Annotated in this window: 13 protein-coding genes and 1 tRNA gene; 8 read left to right on the top strand and 6 right to left on the bottom strand. The window is 67.5% G+C overall.

Annotated elements, in window-relative coordinates:
• The first annotated feature begins 53 nt into the window (after positions 1-53).
• From K3G64_RS18095 to K3G64_RS18085, 3 genes are read left to right on the top strand one after another with little or no spacing between them, the layout of a single operon-like run.
• Positions 54-734 (top strand): HAD-IA family hydrolase, encoded by a 681-nt coding sequence (locus K3G64_RS18095; RefSeq protein WP_238886258.1) that lies wholly within the window; start codon positions 54-56, stop codon positions 732-734.
• The gene (locus tag K3G64_RS18090) at positions 727-1,221 is read left to right on the top strand and encodes a low molecular weight protein-tyrosine-phosphatase (RefSeq protein ID WP_238886256.1); all 495 of its coding nucleotides are present in this window, start codon (positions 727-729) and stop codon (positions 1,219-1,221) included. Before K3G64_RS18095 ends, K3G64_RS18090 begins: the two co-directional genes overlap by 8 nt.
• Positions 1,221-2,042 carry an SURF1 family cytochrome oxidase biogenesis protein gene (locus tag K3G64_RS18085; RefSeq protein ID WP_238886255.1) on the top strand — a complete coding sequence of 274 codons (822 nt, stop codon included), beginning with the start codon at positions 1,221-1,223 and terminating at the stop codon, positions 2,040-2,042. Before K3G64_RS18090 ends, K3G64_RS18085 begins: the two co-directional genes overlap by 1 nt.
• On the opposite strand, the gene K3G64_RS18080 is transcribed toward K3G64_RS18085, so the two are convergent.
• The 6 genes from K3G64_RS18080 to K3G64_RS18055 all read right to left on the bottom strand — a co-directional run bounded on the left by K3G64_RS18080 (position 1,996) and on the right by K3G64_RS18055 (position 12,630).
• Complete coding sequence (locus K3G64_RS18080; RefSeq protein ID WP_238886253.1) at positions 1,996-2,970, bottom strand: cobalamin biosynthesis protein; 975 nt, start codon at positions 2,968-2,970, stop codon at positions 1,996-1,998. The genes K3G64_RS18085 and K3G64_RS18080 overlap by 47 nt on opposite strands.
• 48 nt (positions 2,971-3,018) lie before the next feature.
• Positions 3,019-9,372, bottom strand: coding sequence for a tandem-95 repeat protein (locus tag K3G64_RS18075; RefSeq protein WP_238886251.1), 6,354 nt, complete (start codon positions 9,370-9,372; stop codon positions 3,019-3,021).
• A 1,447-nt stretch (positions 9,373-10,819) separates the two neighbouring features.
• A tRNA-Val gene (locus tag K3G64_RS18070) sits at positions 10,820-10,891 on the bottom strand.
• Positions 10,892-10,936: 45 nt separating this feature from the next.
• Positions 10,937-11,401 (bottom strand): peroxiredoxin, encoded by a 465-nt coding sequence (locus K3G64_RS18065; RefSeq protein ID WP_238886249.1) that lies wholly within the window; start codon positions 11,399-11,401, stop codon positions 10,937-10,939.
• A 113-nt stretch (positions 11,402-11,514) separates the two neighbouring features.
• On the bottom strand, positions 11,515-11,940 hold the full coding sequence (locus K3G64_RS18060) for a DUF3052 domain-containing protein (protein ID WP_238886247.1): 426 nt from the start codon (positions 11,938-11,940) through the stop codon (positions 11,515-11,517).
• A gap of 114 nt (positions 11,941-12,054) precedes the next feature.
• The gene (locus K3G64_RS18055; protein WP_370646982.1) at positions 12,055-12,630 is read right to left on the bottom strand and encodes a hypothetical protein; all 576 of its coding nucleotides are present in this window, start codon (positions 12,628-12,630) and stop codon (positions 12,055-12,057) included.
• A gap of 201 nt (positions 12,631-12,831) precedes the next feature.
• On the opposite strand from K3G64_RS18055, the gene aceE reads away from it, so the two are divergent.
• From aceE to kasA, 5 genes are all read left to right on the top strand, one after another.
• Positions 12,832-15,630, top strand: coding sequence for a pyruvate dehydrogenase (acetyl-transferring), homodimeric type (gene aceE, locus K3G64_RS18050; protein WP_238886245.1), 2,799 nt, complete (start codon positions 12,832-12,834; stop codon positions 15,628-15,630).
• A 68-nt stretch (positions 15,631-15,698) separates the two neighbouring features.
• A complete protein-coding gene (locus K3G64_RS18045) occupies positions 15,699-16,976 on the top strand; it encodes a PucR family transcriptional regulator (protein ID WP_238886244.1) in 1,278 nt (425 codons plus the stop codon).
• A gap of 196 nt (positions 16,977-17,172) precedes the next feature.
• Positions 17,173-18,048, top strand: a complete 876-nt coding sequence (locus tag K3G64_RS18040) for an ACP S-malonyltransferase (protein WP_238950786.1) — start codon at positions 17,173-17,175, stop codon at positions 18,046-18,048.
• A gap of 60 nt (positions 18,049-18,108) precedes the next feature.
• Positions 18,109-18,411, top strand: coding sequence for a meromycolate extension acyl carrier protein AcpM (gene acpM, locus K3G64_RS18035; protein WP_238886243.1), 303 nt, complete (start codon positions 18,109-18,111; stop codon positions 18,409-18,411).
• Entirely contained in the window at positions 18,408-19,658 is a 1,251-nt protein-coding gene (gene kasA / locus K3G64_RS18030) for a 3-oxoacyl-ACP synthase KasA (protein WP_238886242.1), read from the top strand. Before acpM ends, kasA begins: the two co-directional genes overlap by 4 nt.
• Positions 19,659-19,671: the final 13 nt, after the last annotated feature.

Raw genomic sequence — 19,671 nt, 5'->3', positions numbered from 1 at the left:
CACGACAGTAGTGCGCCGCTGGTCCCCGTCCGGCGATCGGGGAGAATGAGGGGGTGACCGACTTGCTGGCCTCCACCGTCGCGGCAACCCGCCCGCAACTGGTGGTCTTCGACCTCGACGGCACCCTGACCGACTCGGCGCAGGGCATCGTCTCGAGCTTCCGCCATGCACTCGGCTCGGTCGGCGCCGCGGTACCCGACGGTGACCTGGCCACCATGGTCGTCGGCCCGCCGATGAATCACACGCTGCGCGGGCTCGGTCTGGGTGAGCGCACCGACGAAGCCATCGCCGCCTACCGCGCCGACTACACCACCCGCGGGTGGGCACTCAACCGGCTGTTCGACGGCATCCCCGCACTTCTCGCCGACCTCCGCAGCGCAGGCGTGCGGCTCGCCGTGGCCACCTCCAAGGCCGAGCCCACCGCGCAGCGCATCCTCGCCCACTTCGGATTGGACGACCACTTCGAGGTGATCGCAGGCGCCACCCTCGACGGCTCCCGCGCCGAGAAGGCCGACGTCGTCGCCCATGCGCTGGCTCAGCTGGGCGGTCTGCCCGAGCGGGTGCTGATGGTCGGCGACCGCGCTCACGACGTCGAAGGCGCAGCGGTGCACGGCATCGATACCGTGGTGGTCCAATGGGGTTACGGCCGAGATGATTTCGCCGGTCCGGATGCGCCGACCGCCTTGGCGCACGTTCCGACCGTCGCCGCGCTGCGCGAGGTGCTGGGTGTCTGAACAGCTGCACGTGACCTTCGTCTGCTCGGGCAACATCTGCCGTTCCCCGATCGCGGAGAAGATGTTCGCTCACCAGATCGACGAACGTGGGCTCGCCGATGCGGTCCGGGTGACCAGTGCCGGAACAGGAGGATGGCACGCCGGTGAGCCCGCCGACCGTCGGGCCAGCCACGTGCTGCGCGCGCACGGCTACCCGACGGCGCACCGCGCCGCGCAGGTGGATGACGACCACATGTCCGCCGACCTGGTCGTCGCCTTGGGGCGCAACCACCTCCGCATGCTGACCGACCTCGGGGTGCCGGCCGACCGCATCCGGATGTTGCGGTCGTTCGACCCCCGATCTGGTGCGCATCCGCTCGACGTGGAGGACCCCTATTACGGCGATCAGTCCGACTTCGAGGACGTCTACCGCGTCATCGAGGCGGCCCTGCCCGGCCTGCACGAGTGGGTGGACCAGCAACTGGCCCGGCGCGGTGTGGCCAGCTGATGCGGCGGTTCACGTTCTTGTTCAAGCCCGCCTGGCTGGCGCTGTTCGTCGTGGTGCTCGCGTTCGCCTACCTGTGTTTCACCGTGCTCGCGCCGTGGCAGTTGGGCAAGAACGCCGAGACCTCACGGGAGAACGCGCAGATCGCCGAGTCGCTGCGCGCCGATCCCGTGCCCTTGACATCGCTTGTGCCGAACCAGGACTCGTCGGCCCCCGAGGCGCAGTGGCGGCGGGTGACGGCCACCGGACGCTACCTCCCGCAGGCTCAGGTGCTGGCCCGGCTGCGAGTGATCGAAGGCGAACCGGCCTTCGAGGTGCTGGTGCCGTTCGCCGTGGACGGGGGTCCCACCGTGCTCGTCGACCGGGGATACGTCCGGCCCGTGGACGGGTCCCGGGTTCCCGACATCGCGCCGGTGCCCGACGGACCGGTGACGATCGTGGCGCGGCTGCGCGACTCCGAGGCGGTGGCGCAGGGCAGGGAACCGTTCCGCGAGGACGGCACGCAACAGGTTTACTCGATCAACACCGAGCAGATCGCCGCACTCACCGGCGTTGCGCTGGCCGGTCCGTACCTCCAGCTGATCGGCGACCAGCCCGGCGGACTCGGCGAGATCAGCCTGCCCGCGCTCGACGCCGGACCGTTCCTGTCCTACGGGATTCAGTGGATCGCGTTCGGCATCATCGCGCCGATCGGGCTTGGCTACTTCGTGTACGCCGAGATCCGGCAGCGCCGACGGGAGAAGGCCGCACAGGATGCGGTGAGCGCCGAAGTTCCCGTCACACCCCAGGACAAGCTTGCCGACCGCTACGGCCGGCGGCGCTGAGGGCAATCGCCATGCCGACCGCGGCGGCCTGCACGACGCGGGACAACCGCACCGCCCTGGCGAGTTCCTCGACCCGAGGGGGCCGGCCGTCACCGAGGGTCGGGCGGATCTCGAGTTCATGCGCGTACTGGGTCGGCCCGCCCAACCGCACCGCCAGCGCGCCGGCGAACGCGGCTTCCACCACTCCGGCGTTCGGGCTGGGGTGACGGGCCGCGTCGCGCCGCCACGCCCGCAGCGCGGCCACGGGCGATCCCCCCACCACAGGGGCGCACAGAGCCACCAGAACCGCGGTCACCCGCGCCGCGGCGAGATTCACCAGATCGTCCAACCGCGCTGCCGCCCAACCGAATCGGCGATACCGCGTTGAGCGGTGACCGATCATCGCGTCCAGTGTGTTCGCGCCGCGGTAGACCAGCACAGCGGGCACGCCCCCGACGGCGGCCCACAGCAGCGGCGCCACCGCGGCATCGGATGTGTTCTCCGCGACGGACTCGAGCGCCGCGCGGGTCAGGCCGGCGTCGTCGAGAACGGCGGGATCGCGCCCGCACAGCGAGGGAAGCAGTCGGCGTGCCGCGGCGGTGTCACCGTTGCGCAAGCGGCGGGCCATGTCCTCGCCGGTCTGTGCCAGTGACGCGCCGCCCAGCGACACGAAAAGGCTCGCCGCGGTCAGTGTGGCGGCGGCGACGGCGCCGGACCGCACGGCGGCGCGCTCTGCCGCGACGCCCAAGACCGCCAACGCGCCGAGCAACACACCACAGTGCCGGATCCCGGCCCAGCGGGTGTCGGCATAGCCCGCGCGCTCCATAGAGCCCGCGGCGCGACCGAAGAGCGCCACCGGATGCCCGCGCCGCGGGTCACCGAACACAAGATCGGCCAGGAAGCCGGCCGCGATCCCCGCGACGCGGCCCGAATACACCGGCGCAGCCACCCGGGCAGCGTCTCACATGGCGGCGGGGAGATCACAACAAGGCGATGGTCATATCGGGAGGTCACCCACCCCGATCACCCGGGCGGTCGCGCTGCCGACCGAGGTCACTGTCCCGTACGGACCATAGATGCCATTGCGGGAACCGGTGAAGACGTCGTTGATCCATCCCGCGGTGATCACCTGCACTGCCGTCGCGTTCTGCGGAAGGATTGGCCCCCCGCATATCTGCACGACTGCTGCATCCGTGGTGGTGCCTTCTGCGTCGAGGTGACTCCCGTTGTCCAGCATCACCGCGGTGAACCGGTCGGGAGCGTAGGTGAGGACGCTCTGCGTTTGACCGCCGAAGGCGTTGCAGGAACAGGGCGGCGCGGCCAGAAGCATGACCGGTACGCCGTTCACTTTGACCAGACCGGTGTTCACGTGGGCGAGGTTGGTGGTGTCGAAGAGGATGAGGGCCTTCAGGTCGCTGGTCGCGCCGTCGTCCGCGAGGTACTCGGCGGCCTCCGCCACCAGGTTGCCGCCGGCAGAACCTCCACCCAGCACGAACTGTTGAGGAAGCACGATCGACTGCCCGGCCGCCGCGCTTGCGCTTGCGGTGAGTTCTGCGCGGTCGCCTTCGAACATCGTGGCAACCGCGCGGGCTATCGGGCTGTTCCAGATGTAGAAGGGATCGCTCGGTGACGAGGAAAGATTCGGTGCCACCACGATGCTGTTGGTTCGTTCGGCGAGGTCCAGGGCCAACGCAGTCGCATTTGCGCTGGAGCGGGTGAAACCATGCTGCAGGTAGATCAGCCCGACGGGCGGTTCCGCTTGATTCGGGAAGTACCACGTGGCGTTCACCGTATATCCGTTGCCGCCCGGGATGGAAAGGGGCGCATGGGCGATCGTGACTGTCGACGTCAGCGACATCGATCGCAGTGCATTGTCGGCTGCGTCAGTCAGGAAGAGCCGGGTGCCGTCGGGGCTCAGCGTGAGGGTGTGGGCGCCGTATTCGACTGTGGTATCCGTCGTGACGGTGCGCACCACGACCGGGGTGGCTCTCGTCAGGTCGATCACCGAGACGGTGTCGTAGCTACCGGCCACATAGGCCACCGTGCCGTCCGTGCTCATCACCACCGATGTCGGTGCCGCAGGTAAGGCGATTGTGGCAACGATCGTCGGCGTGGCGGTGGTGGTGTTGAACACCGTCACCGAGTTGCTGCCCTGATTGGTCACCACCGCGCGCGTGGCACCCACCGCCACCGAGGACGGCGTATACCCGACCGGCACCGTCGCTACCACCGTATTGGTGGCGGCGTTGATCACCGACACCGAGTAGGAGTACTGGTTGGTGACATAAACCCGGGTGCCGTCGGGACTGACCGCGACCCCGTTGGGGTAGGCGCCCACGGCCACGGTGGCCATCACGGTGCGTGTGGTGGTGTTGACCACCGATACGGTGTAGCCCGTCAGGTTGGTGACATACAGCCGCGAGCCGTCGGGGCTGACCGCCACCGCGGCCGGGCCCGACCCCACCCCGATGGTGGCGGTGACCGTGTTGGTGGCGGTGTCGATGACCGACACGGTGTTCGACCAATTGTTGGCCACATAGAGTGTGGTCTGATCGGGGCTCACCGCCACCCCGGTCGGCCGAGCGCCCACGGCAATCGTTTTGACCACGGCGTTGGTGGCGGTGTCGATAACCGACACGGCGTTGGCACCCTGGTTGACCACATAGGCGCGGTTGCCGACTACCGCAACCCCTGTCGGGCCGGCGCCCGTGCTCGTCGACGCGATCGCCGAGCCGAGATTGACCGGCAACACCGTCACTGTCACTGTCGTAGTCGTGGTCAGGGTGCCGTCACTGACCGCCACCGTGAACGAATCGGTATCGGTCCCCACGGTCTGCGCCGCCGCCAACCGCGCCGCCACAGTGGGTGTATATGTGTACACGCCGGTGACGTCGTCCAGCTCGAGTGCGCCCTTGTTCGGTTGAGTGTGGACGAGATAGGTCAAGGAGTCCTCGTTCGGATCAACGAAGTTGAATGCGCCTGTGACCGCACCGGTGAGCCAATCCTGCGATGTCGTCGAGGGCGTGTCGGCCTCGGGAGGTTGATTGGCGTCAGGGTCCGGCAGAACCAGGACGGTCACTGAGGTTGATACCGGTGGCGCCGTGCCGTCGCTGGCGAACACGAGGAACGTCACCGAATCCGCACCCAGGGTCGTCGCGGCCGCGTCCCGGGCGGTCTGCGTGGGGGTGAACGTATAAGTTCCGGTGGCGTCGTCCACTTCGACTGTGCCGCTAGACGGTTGGTTGGGCACTGTGTAGGTAAGCGAATCCTCGTTCGGGTCAGTGAAGTTCAACGAACCCGTGATCACACCGGTGTCCGGATCTTGCGAGTTGATCGTCGGCATGCCGGCGATCGGCGCGCGGTTGTCACCCGGTTGCAAGGGCACGATCGGTACGGTCACCGATACCGGAACAGGGGCGGCGGTGCCGTCGTTCGCGACTACGATGAACGTCGCCGAATCCTCGTTCGGTGTCGCCGCGGCCGCGTCTCGGGCGGCTTCCGTCGGCCTGAACGTGTACCTACCGGTAGCGGGGTCTACTGTGACTGTGCCCGTGGTGGGCGCAGTGGGCACGGTGTAAGACAGCGAATCCCCGTCGGCGTCGGTGTAATTCAGTTGGCCCGTTACCACACCGGCCGCATCCACGTCGGTCTGCGACGGTGTGCCGGCCACCGGCGGGGTGTTGCCACGCACTAACGACATCGATCGCAGTGCCTTGTCGGCTGCGTCAGTCAGGTAGAGGCGGGTGCCGTCGGGGCTCAGCGTGAGGATGTGGGCGCCGGTTTCGGGGGTGGTGTCGGCGGCCACGGTGCGCAGCAGGGTGGGGGTGGTGGTGGTCATGTCGATGATGGAGACGGTGTCGTTGCTGTTGGCGACGTAGGCCAGGGTGCCGTCTTTGCTGAGCACCACCGAGGTCGGCGCGGTGCCGGCGCCCAAGGCAATGGTGGCGATCACGGTGGGGGTGGCGGTGGTGGTGTTGAGCACCGACACCGAGTTGGCGCCCTGGTTGGTCACCACCGCGCGGGTGGCGCTCACGGCGACCGCGGACGGGTTGGTGCCCACGGCCACGGTGGCGACCACGGTGTTGGTGGCGGTGTTGATCACCGACACCGCGTTCCAGTACTGGTTGGTGATGTAGGCGCGGGTGCCGTCGGGGCTCACGGCGACCCCGTTGGGGTAGGCGCCCACGGCCACGGTGGCCACCACGGTGCGGGTGGTGGTGTTGATGACCGACACGCTGTTGCCGATGAGGTTGGTGACATACAGCCGGGTGCCGTCGGGGCTGACCGCCGCCGCGACCGGGCCCTGACCCACCCCGATGGTGCCCGACACGGTGTTGGTGGCGGTGTCGATGACCGAGACGGTGTTGGACCAGCCGTTGGTGACATAGACCCTGGTCTTGTCGGGGCTGGCGGCCATCCCGGTCGGGGCATAACCCACCGCGATGGTCTTGACCACGCTGTTGGTGGTGACGTCGATGACCGACACGGTGTGGGCGCCCTGGTTGGCCACATAGGCCCGGTTGCCCACCACCACCGCACCCTGCGGAGTGGCCCCGGTGGGCGCCGAAGTGCCCGACAGTGTCAGGTTGGCCGGCAACACCGCCACACTGACCGTGGTGGTGGTGCTGTTCTGACCATCGCTGACCGCCACGGTGAAACCGGCGTAATCAGCACCACTGCTCTGCCCGGCGGCCAACCTCGCCGCCTGCGTCGGGGTGAACGTATAAACCCCGGTCGGGCCGACCGTCACCGTGCCCGCACTGGGCTGGCTGGGCACCGTGTAGGTCAACGTATTGCCATCAGGGTCAGTGAAATTCACCGAACCGGTGACCACACCGGTGGCCTGATTGACAGTGGGCGCCGACGGCGCGCCGGCCACCGGCGCACGATTACTGGGCACGATGGTGACGGTGATCGGCGCCGAGGAGGTGCTGTATTGACCGTCGGAGGCGGTCACGGTGAAGCTCGCCGTGGAAGGTCCGGTGCCCGCGGCGGCCCCATCCCGCGCGGCCTGGGTCGGGGTGAAGGTATACACCCCGGTCGGGCTGACCGTCACCGTGCCCGCACTGGGCTGGCTGGGCACCGTGTAGGTCAACGTATTGCCATCAGGGTCAGTGAAATTCAGCGAACCGGTGACCACACCGGTGCCCTGATTGACAGTGGGCGCCGACGGGGTGCCGGCCACCGGCGCACGATTACTGGGCACGATGGTGACCGTGATCGGCGCCGAGGAGGTGGAGAACTCACCGTCGGAAGCCGTCACGGTGAAGCTCGCCGTGGAAGGTCCGGTGCCCGCAGCGGCCCCATCCCGGGCGGCCTGGGTCGGGGTGAAGGTATACACCCCGGTCGGGCTGACCGTCACCGTGCCCGCACTGGGCTGGCTGGGCACCGTGTAGGTCAACGTATTGCCATCAGGGTCAGTGAAATTCAGCGAACCGGTGACCACACCGGTGGCCTGATTGACAGTGGGCGCCGAGGGGGTGCCCGCCACCGGCGCACGGTTAGCGACGGGCTGGGAGGCGGTGATGGGTGCGCTCACCGGCACCGAGACCGGGGTGGCGGTGCCGTCGCTGGCGGTCACGGTGAAGCTCACCGAGGTCGGTCCGGTGCCCGCGGCGGCCGCATCGCGGGCGGCCTGGGTGGGGGTGAACGTATACACCCCGGTCGGGCTGACCGTGATGCTCCCGCTGGGTGAGGGGGTGACCGTGTAGGTCAGCGAATCACCATCGGGGTCAGTGACATTGAGCCGGCCGGTGACCACGCCGGTGTCGGTGTTGAGGCTGGTCTGCGAGGGCGTGCCGGCCACCGGGGCGGTGTTGCCGCGCGTCAATGTCAGTGAGCGTAGGGCGTTGTCGGCGGTGTCGACGACGTAGAGGCGGGTGCCCTCGGGGCTCAGCGTGAGGATGTGGTGGCCGGTTTCGGGGGTGGTGTCGGCGGCCACGGTGCGCAGCAGGGTGGGGGTGGTGGTGGTCATGTCGATGATGGAGACGGTGTCGTTGGTGTTGGCGATGTAGGCCAGGGTGCCGTCTTTGCTGAGCACGACTGAGGTCGGCGCGGTGCCGGCGCCCAAGGCAATGGTGGCGATCACGGTGGGGGTGGCGGTGGTGGTGTTGAGCACCGACACCGAGTTGGCGCCCTGGTTGGTCACCAGCGCGCGGGTGGCGCTCACGGCGACCGCGGACGGGTTGGTGCCCACGGCCACGGTGGCGACCACGGTGTTGGTGGCGGTGTTGATCACCGACACCGCGTTCCAGTACTGGTTGGTGATGTAGGCGCGGGTGCCGTCGGGGCTCACGGCGACCCCGTTGGGGTAGGCGCCCACGGCCACGGTGGCCACCACGGTGCGGGTGGTGGTGTTGATGACCGACACGCTGTTGCCGATGAGGTTGGTGACATACAGCCGGGTGCCGTCGGGGCTGACCGCCGCCGCGACCGGGCCCTGACCCACCCCGATGGTGCCCGACACGGTGTTGGTGGCGGTGTCGATGACCGAGACGGTGTTGGACCAGCCGTTGGTGACATAGACCCTGGTCTTGTCGGGGCTGGCGGCCATCCCGGTCGGGGCATAACCCACCGCGATGGTCTTGACCACGCTGTTGGTGGTGACGTCGATGACCGACACGGTGTGGGCGCCCTGGTTGGCCACATAGGCCCGGTTGCCCACCACCACCGCACCCTGCGGAGTGGCCCCGGTGGGCGCCGAAGTGCCCGACAGTGTCAGGTTGGCCGGCAACACCGCCACACTGACCGTGGTGGTGGTGCTGTTCTGACCATCGCTGACCGCCACGGTGAAACCGGCGTAATCAGCACCACTGCTCTGCCCGGCGGCCAACCTCGCCGCCTGCGTCGGGGTGAAGGTGAACGTCCCGTCGGCATTGACCGTCACCGTGCCGGCGGCAGGCTGCCCACCCGACAACGAATAGGTCAACGCATCACCATTGGCGTCGGTGGCCGTCACCGCACCGGTGACCACACCCGTGGCCTGGTCCGGCGCGCTGAGAGTCGTCGTTGCCACTACCGGTGCCTGATTCGGGCTGAGCGCCGACAACACCGATTCCGTCACCGCGGCATCTTGGCTGTGGAACTCATTCGCCGTGAACCCGCTTGTGTCCGCAGCGGAAACGGCCGTCTCACGTGAAGCCACGATCATCGAGGTGTCTCCGGCGTCGCCGGTTGAGGCGGCGGTCACGGACGACCCGATCGGCTGCTCCACGAGGCGATCGCGATCCTGCTTGCGGACCCAACCCAACAGCCCCAACAAGAGGGCGTCTGCAGGGGCGTTGGGAAGGTCGTCGGCGGGGGCGCCGAACCCCATCACTGACAGCACCCGCGACAGGGCGTTCACCGCCACGTCCAGTGTCGTAGGCCCCTCTGAGACCGTTGTCGGCGCGGTTACCGGAAGCGATCGGACAACTGACGCCGACGGATTCAACGGGTCCTGCACGGGTGCCGATGTCGGCGAGGGTAGGCCAACTTTTACTACTTTGCTGGCGCTGGGTTGCGCCGTATCCTTCGGCGGCCGCGCTTGAAGATCGGCCGTGGTGCGAGCGCTTGGTATCGACGCACGCCCGGTGCCGTGCGAGGCCGGCGCCCGCTGTTGTCGGGAGTCAGCCGCCGACGTGTCCGGCAGGGTCGGCCTAACCGCTGTGCCGGGGGTGGCAGCAGCCGGAGACGGTGCCGACTGAACTTCGGTGGGCGCCGACTGAACTTCAGTGGACGCCGACTGATCTTCAGTGGACGCCGACTGATCTTCAGTGGACGCCGACTGATCTTCAGTGGACGCCGACTGAAGTGAACCGCCGGAGCTGCTTACAACTACTGGCGGCGAGTCCGCAGAACCTACCGTCAAGGTTCGATTCGTGATGCTGGTCTCGGCGACTGTCGCTGGCGACGGACTCAGGTCTGGCGGTGTCGCGGTGGAGCCCGTCGCGCCGACGGAAGTTTCCCCGGTCGCCGCTGTTGTCGTAGGGCTCTCGGTCTCAGTAGGCGCCTGATCCGCAGCCGTAGAGGTCGTGCCCGAGTCAGTTTCCGACCCGGGCACCGCATTCGCCAGACCTGGAACAGCTACCGCCGTACCTATGCCCAGCACGAGCGCCAACGCGCCTGTCCGGCCGACGTACTTTGCATATCTAATTTTTGCCGAGTTTCTCGGCGGGACTTTTTCGTTAGGCGATTGCGAGAGTAGCGGCGAAACGCCGACTTTATTTGCTGGTCTGATGACGGGCATCTTGATCGACCTTCTGCCGACAACTGGTCTAGATTGACCTATACACAAACGCACGCGGCGCAAACATCGCGGTATCCAACCTTTGGACGAATTAGCTGCCGCATCTGACACCCCTTGAGGAGATCTTCGCTGTGTTCTTGCCTTTCGTCAAGGCCCCACGCACATTTTGAGACATAAACTCGGCCGGATAATCAATCTAGATCAATTTGATCAACCGGAATATTGTTGAACGCGACCTTTTCTTCCTCTCGGCCACTTCCTCTCGGCGCGGCAAACCGAGCGACCAACTGTCGATGCGGCGCTCCATCGGCGGGTGCGACCAGTGGCGCGAAGGTGTCGCCGGCGCGCTCCAGAAGGCCGCGCCGCGAGTACGCCGACGCACAACCCGGGGCGTCTCAAACTGGGGCGACTGCCTTGCCGGTTTGCGGTGTAAACCCGCCCTGGCCCCCAGCGGCGAATGACCGTACTCACGACAAGCGAGGAGTAATCATGGCCTTCCCTGCACTGGGCAACGTCGCAGGGCCTCGACCCGACGGCATCGCGCTCGAGTTCTTCGCTCCGCCGGGATGAGTGGGCGCGGACGGTATCGAACCGCCGACCGCTGGTGTGTAAAACCAGAGCTCTACCACTGAGCTACGCGCCCCTGCAGGGCAAGCTACACGCCCCCGACCAGCGAGGAGAAATCACCTCAGCCGGACTTCAGCGCCTTCAGCGCGTCCGTCCACAGCGCCTGATCACGGGCCTCGCCGGGGCCCTTCATCTCGGCGAACCGCACGATGCCGTCACGGTCGACGACGAACGTGCCTCGGTTGGCGATGCCGGCGGACTCGTTGAACACGCCGTAGGCCGCCGCGACCGCTCCATGCGGCCAGAAGTCCGACAGCACGGGAAACGTAAAGCCGCTCTGGGTCGCCCACACCTTGTGCGTCGGCGGCGGACCGACCGAGATCGCCAACGTCGCGGTGTCGTCGTTCTCGTACTCGGGCAGCTTGTCCCGAACCTCGTCGAGCTCGCCCTGGCAGATGCCGGTGAAGGCGAGCGGAAAGAACACCAGCAGCACGTTCTTGTCCCCGCGATAGCTGCTCAACGTGACGGGCTGGCCGTTCTGATCCTTGAGCGTGAAGTCCGGCGCCTCGGTTCCCACCTCAATCATCAGAATGTCTCTTCTTCATCGAGCCTGTCTCTTCTTCGCGCAAGCGCTCATCAGACCTGTTCTCTTCTTCGCGCAAGCGTCCCCCTGCGCTCCGCGCGGGCGGTGCCCCCACATCAGTGCCGCCCCGCGGCCTTTGACTTCGGCTGCACCAGCCGACTGGCGATCCAATCGCCGAGGTTGGCCGACGACGTCTGCATCAGCCCCGCGGTGGGAGCCGACTCGGCGATGTCGGCGGGCTGCACATGGCCCGGCTGACCGGTCTTCGGCGTCACCACCCAGATCACACCGTCGTCGGCGAGCGGGGTGATGGCGTCCATCAGCGCATCCACGAGGTCACCGTCGTCGTCGCGCCACCACAACAGCACCACGTCGATGACCTCGTCGGCGTCCTCGTCGAGCAGCTCGCTGCCGCACGCTTCTTCGATGTCGGCCCGGATGTCATCGTCGACGTCGTCGTCCCAGCCCAACTCCTGCACAACCTGATCTTTTTGGATGCCCAGTCTGCGGGCGTAGTTCGGGGCGTCATCCGCCGCGACCACCGTCGGTCCTCCTTCAGCCGGCTCAAGCGCACGACGCGCAGAGAGTCAAGCCCTATCGTCGCACGCCGACGCGCGCGAGCAGATGCCTGGCGGCAAGGTTGGTCGATAGTTTGGTCAATATGAGGCGTCACAGAGGTTCAGCGCGGTGGTCTTCGTGTCGTTGAGCCGGGTGATGGCCACGTTGAATTCGTCGGGTCCGTAGTTGCCCTCGATCGCGGTGGCCACTCCCCTGGCGGCGTCGATCCAGCCGTTGAGGGCGTCGCGCAGCTCGGGGGTCAGCGGATCGGTCACGCTGCTGGCCACCAGGTCAGCGCTCTGGTTCAGGGCGTCGATCGCCGGTCCTGCCTTGGCGGTCGCATCTGCGGCGCTGGCGTTGAAGGCGTCGACGTAGGCGTTGACGGCGGTGATCGCGTCGACGCTGCTGGAGCTGAGCGCCTCACACGACGAGTGGATCGCCTCGGTGGTCAACGACGCCTGCCGCTCGGACTCCCGGGCGCTGGAACGCGCGGCCGACTCCTCGATGGACGCCGAGACCGACGCCCGGTAGGCCGGCGCGTCGGCGCTGTCGACGCTCGGGGAGCCCTCCGTGACGCTGCTGCAGCCGACGACGACCATGCCTGCGGCGGCCACACTGCCCACGGCCAGCGCCGCGATTCGCAGCCGCACGCTGGACCGCGCCCCGATCACCACGGTCTGCAGACGTTACCGGTTCGCTCCGACGCTCGTAGGTTCATTCCAGTCGCCACCCCTAACGGTGCGCGTGCGGCAGGATGGGAGAAGGATGGAGTGGCCGGGCACACGAGCGCACGGCACCCACCGCGCACGTGAGGGGCGCAGCGAACATCTGCGCCGATCACGTCAGCATCATTACCGCCTACCAAGGAGCGGAAGTTGACCACCGAGTTCGCGCGCCAGGACCAGGCCCAAAACTCCACTACCGCAGCCGAACCCGATCGTGTCCGCGTCATTCGCGAAGGCGTCGCCTCGTATCTGCCCGACATCGACCCCGAAGAGACCGGCGAATGGCTCGAATCGTTCGACGAACTGCTCGACCGGTCCGGCGCGGCCCGCGCGCGCTACATGCTGTTACGCCTGCTGGAGCGTTCCGGCGAACAGCGCGTGGCCATCCCGGCGCTGACATCGACGGACTACGTCAACACCATCCCTACCGAACTGGAGCCCTGGTTTCCCGGCGACGAGGACGTCGAGCGTCGCTACCGGACCTGGATCCGGTGGAACGCCGCCATCATGGTGCACCGTGCGCAACGGCCCGGAGTCGGTGTGGGCGGCCACATTTCGACCTACGCGTCGTCGGCCGCACTCTACGAAGTGGGCTTCAACCACTTCTTCCGCGGCAAGTCCCACCCGGGCGGCGGAGACCACGTCTTCATCCAGGGCCACGCCTCGCCGGGCATCTACGCGCGCGCCTACCTCGAGGGCAGGCTGACCGCCGACCAACTCGACGGCTTCCGCCAGGAGCACAGCCACCCCGGCGGCGGACTGCCGTCCTATCCCCACCCCCGCCTGATGCCGGACTTCTGGGAGTTCCCCACGGTGTCGATGGGCATCGGCCCGCTGAACGCCATTTACCAGGCCCGCTTCAACCACTACATGCACGACCGCGGCATCAAGGACACCTCCGACCAGCACGTCTGGGCGTTCCTCGGCGACGGCGAGATGGACGAACCGGAGAGCCGCGGCTGCGCCCACGTGGCCGCGATGGAAGGGCTGGACAACCTCACCTTCGTCGTCAACTGCAACCTGCAGCGCCTCGACGGACCGGTTCGCGGCAACGGCAAGATCATCCAGGAGTTGGAGTCGTTCTTCCGCGGTGCGGGCTGGAACGTCATCAAGGTGGTGTGGGGCCGCGAGTGGGACGCGCTGTTGCACGCCGACCGCGACGGCGCGCTGGTCAACCTGATGAACAGCACCCCCGACGGGGACTATCAGACATACAAGGCCAACGACGGCGCCTACGTGCGCGACCACTTCTTCGGGCGCGACCCCCGCACCAAGGCGCTCGTCGAGAAGATGTCGGACACCGAGATCTGGAACCTCAAGCGCGGGGGCCACGACTACCGCAAGGTCTACGCCGCCTACCGTGCGGCCGTCGAGCACAAGGGCCAGCCGACGGTCATCCTCGCCAAGACCATCAAGGGATACTCGCTGGGCGCTCACTTCCAGGGCCGCAACGCCACCCACCAGATGAAGAAGCTGGCACTGGAGGACCTCAAGTACTTCCGCGACGCGCAGCGCGTCCCGATCAGCGACGCCCAGCTCGAGGAGAACCCCTACCTGCCGCCCTACTACCACCCCGGTCCGGAGGCACCCGAGATCCGCTACATGCTCGACCGGCGTCGGGCGCTCGGCGGATTCCTGCCCGAACGCCGCACCAAGTCGCGAGCGCTGACGCTGCCCGGCCACGACACCTACAAGGCGCTGAAGAAAGGCTCGGGCAAGCAGGAGGTCGCCACCACCATGGCGACGGTCCGGACGTTCAAGGAGATACTGCGCGATCGGGACAAGACCGGCATCGGTCAGCGGATCGTGCCGATCATTCCCGACGAGGCCCGCACCTTCGGCATGGACTCGTGGTTCCCCAGCCTCAAGATCTACAACCGCAACGGTCAGCTCTACACGTCCGTCGATGCGGACCTGATGCTGGCGTACAAGGAGAGCGAAACCGGCCAGATCCTGCACGAGGGCATCAACGAGGCCGGTTCGACGGCGACGTTCACCGCCGCGGGCACCTCATACTCCACCCACAACGAGCCGATGATCCCGGTCTACATCTTCTATTCGATGTTCGGCTTCCAGCGCACCGGCGACTTCCTCTGGGCCGCCGCCGACCAGATGGCCCGCGGTTTCGTGCTGGGGGCAACGGCCGGGCGCACCACGCTGGTCGGCGAGGGGCTGCAGCACGCCGACGGGCACTCGTTGCTGCTGGCCTCGACGAACCCGGCCGTGGTGGCCTACGACCCGGCGTTCGCCTATGAGATCGCCTACATCGTCGAGTCCGGCCTGCATCGCATGTACGGCGAGAACCCCGAGAACGTGTACTTCTACCTGACCATCTACAACGAGCCCTACGTGCAGCCCGCCGAGCCGGAGAACCTGGACGTCGAAGGATTGTTGCGGGGCATCTACCGCTACCAGGCGGCGCCGGAAAAGCGGTCCAACGTCGCGCAGATCCTGGTCTCCGGGGTGGCCATGCCGTCCGCGCTCAAGGCGGCCGAGCTACTTGCCGAGGAGTGGGACGTGGCCGCCGACGTGTGGTCGGTGACCAGCTGGAATGAGCTCAACCGCGACGGCGTCGAGATCGAGAAGAACGCGCTGCGCCACCCGGACCGGCCCGCGGGCACGCCGTACATCACCAAGGTGCTCGGCGACGCGGCCGGCCCTGTGGTGGCGGTCTCCGACTGGATGCGTGCGGTGCCCGAACAGATCCGGGCCTGGGTGCCCGGCACCTACATCACGCTGGGCACCGACGGGTTCGGCTTCTCCGACACCAGGCCCGCCGCGCGGCGCTACTACAACACCGACGGCGAGTCGATCGCCGTCGCCGTGCTCGAGGGGCTGGCGCGTGATGGGAACATCGACCAGTCCGTCGCGGTGGAGGCCGCGCAGCGCTACGAGATCGACGACGTGATGGCCGCGCCGGAGCAGACATCCGACCCGGGCGTGGCCTAACTGCCCGCTCCCGCTTCCGCGCTGGCGTGTTGGAGGATTCCTCCATAGCGATGGCGTAGCCTTTATGCATGCCTGACAACCGGTTCGTCCCGCCGAAGTCGACGGTCGAGGTGCTCGAGACGGTGCCCGACTCCGTGCTGCGGCGCCTGCAGCAGTACTCCGGCCGGCTGTCCACCGAAGCGGTGCGGGCGATGGAGGACCGGCTGCCGTTCTTCGCCGAACTCGAGGCCTCCCAGCGGGCCAGCGTGCAACTGGTTGTGCAGACCGCAGTGGTCAACTTCGTCGAATGGATGCGCGACCCGCGGAGCGACGTCAGCTACACCGCACAGGCTTTCGAAGTGGTGCCGCAGGATCTACGGCGGCGCATCGCGCTGCGTCAGTCGGTCGAGATGGTGCGCGTCACCATGGAGTTCTTCGAGGAGGTGGTGCCGCTGCTGGCCCGCACCGAGGAACAGTTGACCGCGTTGACCGCGGGTATCCTGCGGTACAGCCGCGATCTCGCGTTCGCCGCGGCGTCGGCCTACGCCGATCAGGCCGAGGCGCGCGGCGCCTGGGACACCCGGATGGAGGCCAACGTCGTCGACGCGGTGGTGCGCGGCGACACCGGACCCGACCTGCAGTCGCAGGCCGCCGCGCTGAACTGGGACGCGACCGCCCCCGCCACAGTGATCGTGGGGCTGCCGCCACCCGACCGCATCGACCTGGCCAGCGACGACGTTCACGATGTGGTCGCCCGCCACGGCCGTTCGGCGCTGTCCGACGTGCACGGCACCTGGCTGGTGGCCATCGTGTCGGGCGGGCTGTCGCCGACCGATCGGTTCCTCACCGAGATCCTCACCGTGTTCGCCGACGGCCCCGTCGTGTTCGGGCCGACGGCGCCCACCCTGGCAACCGCGCATCGCAGCGCCACCGAGGCCATCGCGGGAATGAACGCCGTGGCGGGTTGGACCGGAGCGCCGCGGCCGGTGTCGGCGCGCGAACTGCTACCCGAGCGGGCGCTGCTCGGCGATGTGTCGGCTATCACGGCACTCGAGACAGAGGTGATGCGACCGCTGGCGGACGCCGGCCCGGCGCTGACCGACACCCTCGACGCTTATCTGGACTCCGGCGGCGCCATCGAAGCATGCGCCCGCAAATTGTTCGTTCATCCAAACACGGTCCGCTACCGGCTCAAACGAATAGCTGACTTCACGGGCCGCGATCCGACGCTGCCGCGCGACGCCTATGTCCTGCGGGTGGCGGCCACCGTCAACCGGCTGGGCCGCCAGCCATACCACACAGGCTCGGCAAACACCGTGGCCACGGCCCGTCCGGCCCTTCGTTCCTCCACATTCGCGGTCCAGTAAGCGAAGTCCAGATAGCGGAGCGGTCTCGGTAGCGTCGCATCACATGCTGTTTTGTGGAGGTCCCACAAAAACATAAGACGATGTTCATAATCTCTTACACGGCGCAAAACCGTCTTCACAATGTTCTCTTAGAGACGTGCCTCAGAAGACTGCGCTCGCGCTCCTTGCGCCCGGACAGGGTTCTCAGACCCCCGGCATGCTCAACGCGTGGCTCGAGCTGCCCGGTGCGACCGATCGGCTCGCCGCGTGGTCCGAGATCAGCGGGCTCGACCTGCTCACCCTGGGCACCACCGCGACCGCCGAGGAGATCACCGACACCGCGGTCACCCAGCCCCTGGTGGTGGCGGCCACGCTGCTGGCCCACGAGGAGCTGACCCGTCGCGGCGTCATCGCCGGCCACGACACCGTGGTGGCGGGCCATTCGGTCGGTGAGATCGCCGCTTACGCGATGACCGGTGTCATCTCCGCCGACGACGCCGTCAAGCTGGCCGCCACCCGCGGCCGCGAGATGGCCAAGGCGTGCGCGGTTGAGCCGACCGGCATGGCCGCCGTACTCGGCGGTGAGGAAGCCGACGTGCTGGCGCGGCTCGAGGCGCTCGACCTGGTGCCGGCCAACCGCAACGCCGCCGGTCAGATCGTCGCCGCTGGTGCGGTGGCAGCGCTGGACAAGCTGGTCGAGGATCCGCCGGAGAAGGCGCGGGTGCGCAAGCTGGCCACCGCCGGCGCCTTCCACACGCACTACATGGCCTCGGCACTGGACGGCTATGCCGCCGCCGCCGCCGGTGTAACGACCAATGAGCCGACCACGACGCTACTGTCGAACGCCGACGGTCAGCCGGTGGCGTCGGCGGCCGACGCGATGAGCAAGCTGGTCGCGCAGATGACCAGGCCGGTGCGCTGGGACCTGTGCACCGAGAGCATGCGCCAGCGCTTCCAAGAAGCAGAGGCGACGGCGATCGTCGAGTTCCCGCCCGCGGGGGCGTTGACGGGCATCGCAAAACGTGAACTTCGGGGGGTGCCGACGCACGCCGTCAAGTCCCCCGCTGATCTGGACGGGCTCGCAGAGCTTTAGCCAGTACAACCGCATAAAGCGTCAAATCACCGAAGTAACAACCAATTAGAAGGAGCCACTGTGCCCGCCAGTCAGGATGAAATCATCGCCGGTCTCGCCGAGATCATCGAAGAGGTCACCGGTATCGAGCCGTCAGAGGTCACCCCGGAGAAGTCGTTCGTCGACGACCTGGACATCGACTCGCTTTCGATGGTGGAGATCGCCGTGCAGACCGAGGACAAGTACGGAGTGAAGATCCCGGACGAGGACCTCGCCGGCCTGCGCACCGTCGGTGACGTCGTCTCCTACATCCAGAAGCTCGAGGAAGAGAACCCCGAAGCGGCCGCGGCCATCCGCGCGCAGATCGAAGCCGATCGGGCATGAGTAAACCTTCCACTGCTAACGGCGGTTTCCCCAACGTCGTCGTGACCGCCGTCACGGCGACCACGTCGGTCGCGGCGGACATCGAGAGCACGTGGAAGGGGCTGCTGGCCGGCGAGAGCGGCATCCGCGTCCTCGAGGACGAGTTCGTCACCAAGTGGGACCTGCCGGTCCGCATCGGTGGCCACCTCGTCGACTCGATCGACGACCACATGACGCGACTGGACATGCGACGCATGTCGTATGTCCAGCGCATGGCCAAGCATCTCGGTGGCCAGCTCTGGGAGACCGCGGGTACCCCCGAGGTCGACCCGGATCGCTTCGCCGTGGTCGTCGGCACCGGTCTGGGTGGCGGCGAGAAAATCGTCGAGACCTACGACGCGATGAACGAGGGCGGCCCCCGCAAGGTGTCGCCGCTCGCGGTGCAGATGATCATGCCGAACGGTGCGGCCGCGGTAATCGGCCTGCAACTGGGCGCCAGGGCCGGGGTCATCACCCCGGTGTCTGCCTGTTCGTCGGGTTCGGAGGCCATCGCGCACGGCTGGCGTCAGATCGTGATGGGTGACGCCGACATCGCCGTCGTCGGCGGTGTCGAGGGCGGTATCGAGGCGCTGCCGATCGCGGCGTTCTCGATGATGCGCGCGATGTCGACCAACAACGACGATCCGGCGGGCGCGTCGCGGCCGTTCGACAAGAACCGCGACGGGTTCGTCTTTGGCGAGGCCGGCGCGCTCATGGTCATCGAAACCGAGGAGCACGCCAAGGCCCGCGGCGCCAAGCCGCTGGCCCGCCTCATGGGCGCAGGCATCACGTCGGACGCGTTCCACATGGTCGCGCCGGCGAGCGACGGCCTGCGTGCCGGCCAGGCGATGAAGCGTGCGATGGAGACGGCGGGGTTGTCGCCCAGCGACATTCACCACGTCAATGCGCACGCGACGGCCACCTCGATCGGTGACGTCGCCGAGGCCAACGCGATCCGGGTGGCAGGTGTCGAGCACGCTGCGGTGTACGCGCCCAAGTCGGCGCTCGGCCACTCCATCGGTGCGGTGGGTGCGCTGGAATCGGCGCTCACCGTGCTCGCGCTGCGCGACGGCGTGATCCCGCCGACCCTCAACTTCGAGACCCCCGATCCGGAGATCGATCTCGATGTTGTTGCGGGCGAGCCTCGATACGGCGACTACCAGTACGCCATCAACAACTCGTTCGGGTTCGGTGGACACAATGTCGCCCTAGCCTTCGGGCGCTACTGAGCGGGAAAGGGTT

This window comes from Mycobacterium sp. IDR2000157661 (assembly GCF_022317005.1).
Taxonomy (GTDB): Bacteria; Actinomycetota; Actinomycetes; order Mycobacteriales; family Mycobacteriaceae; genus Mycobacterium.
Note: the sequence above shows the minus strand (reverse complement) of the source record. Positions and strands in the feature narration are given on the sequence as shown.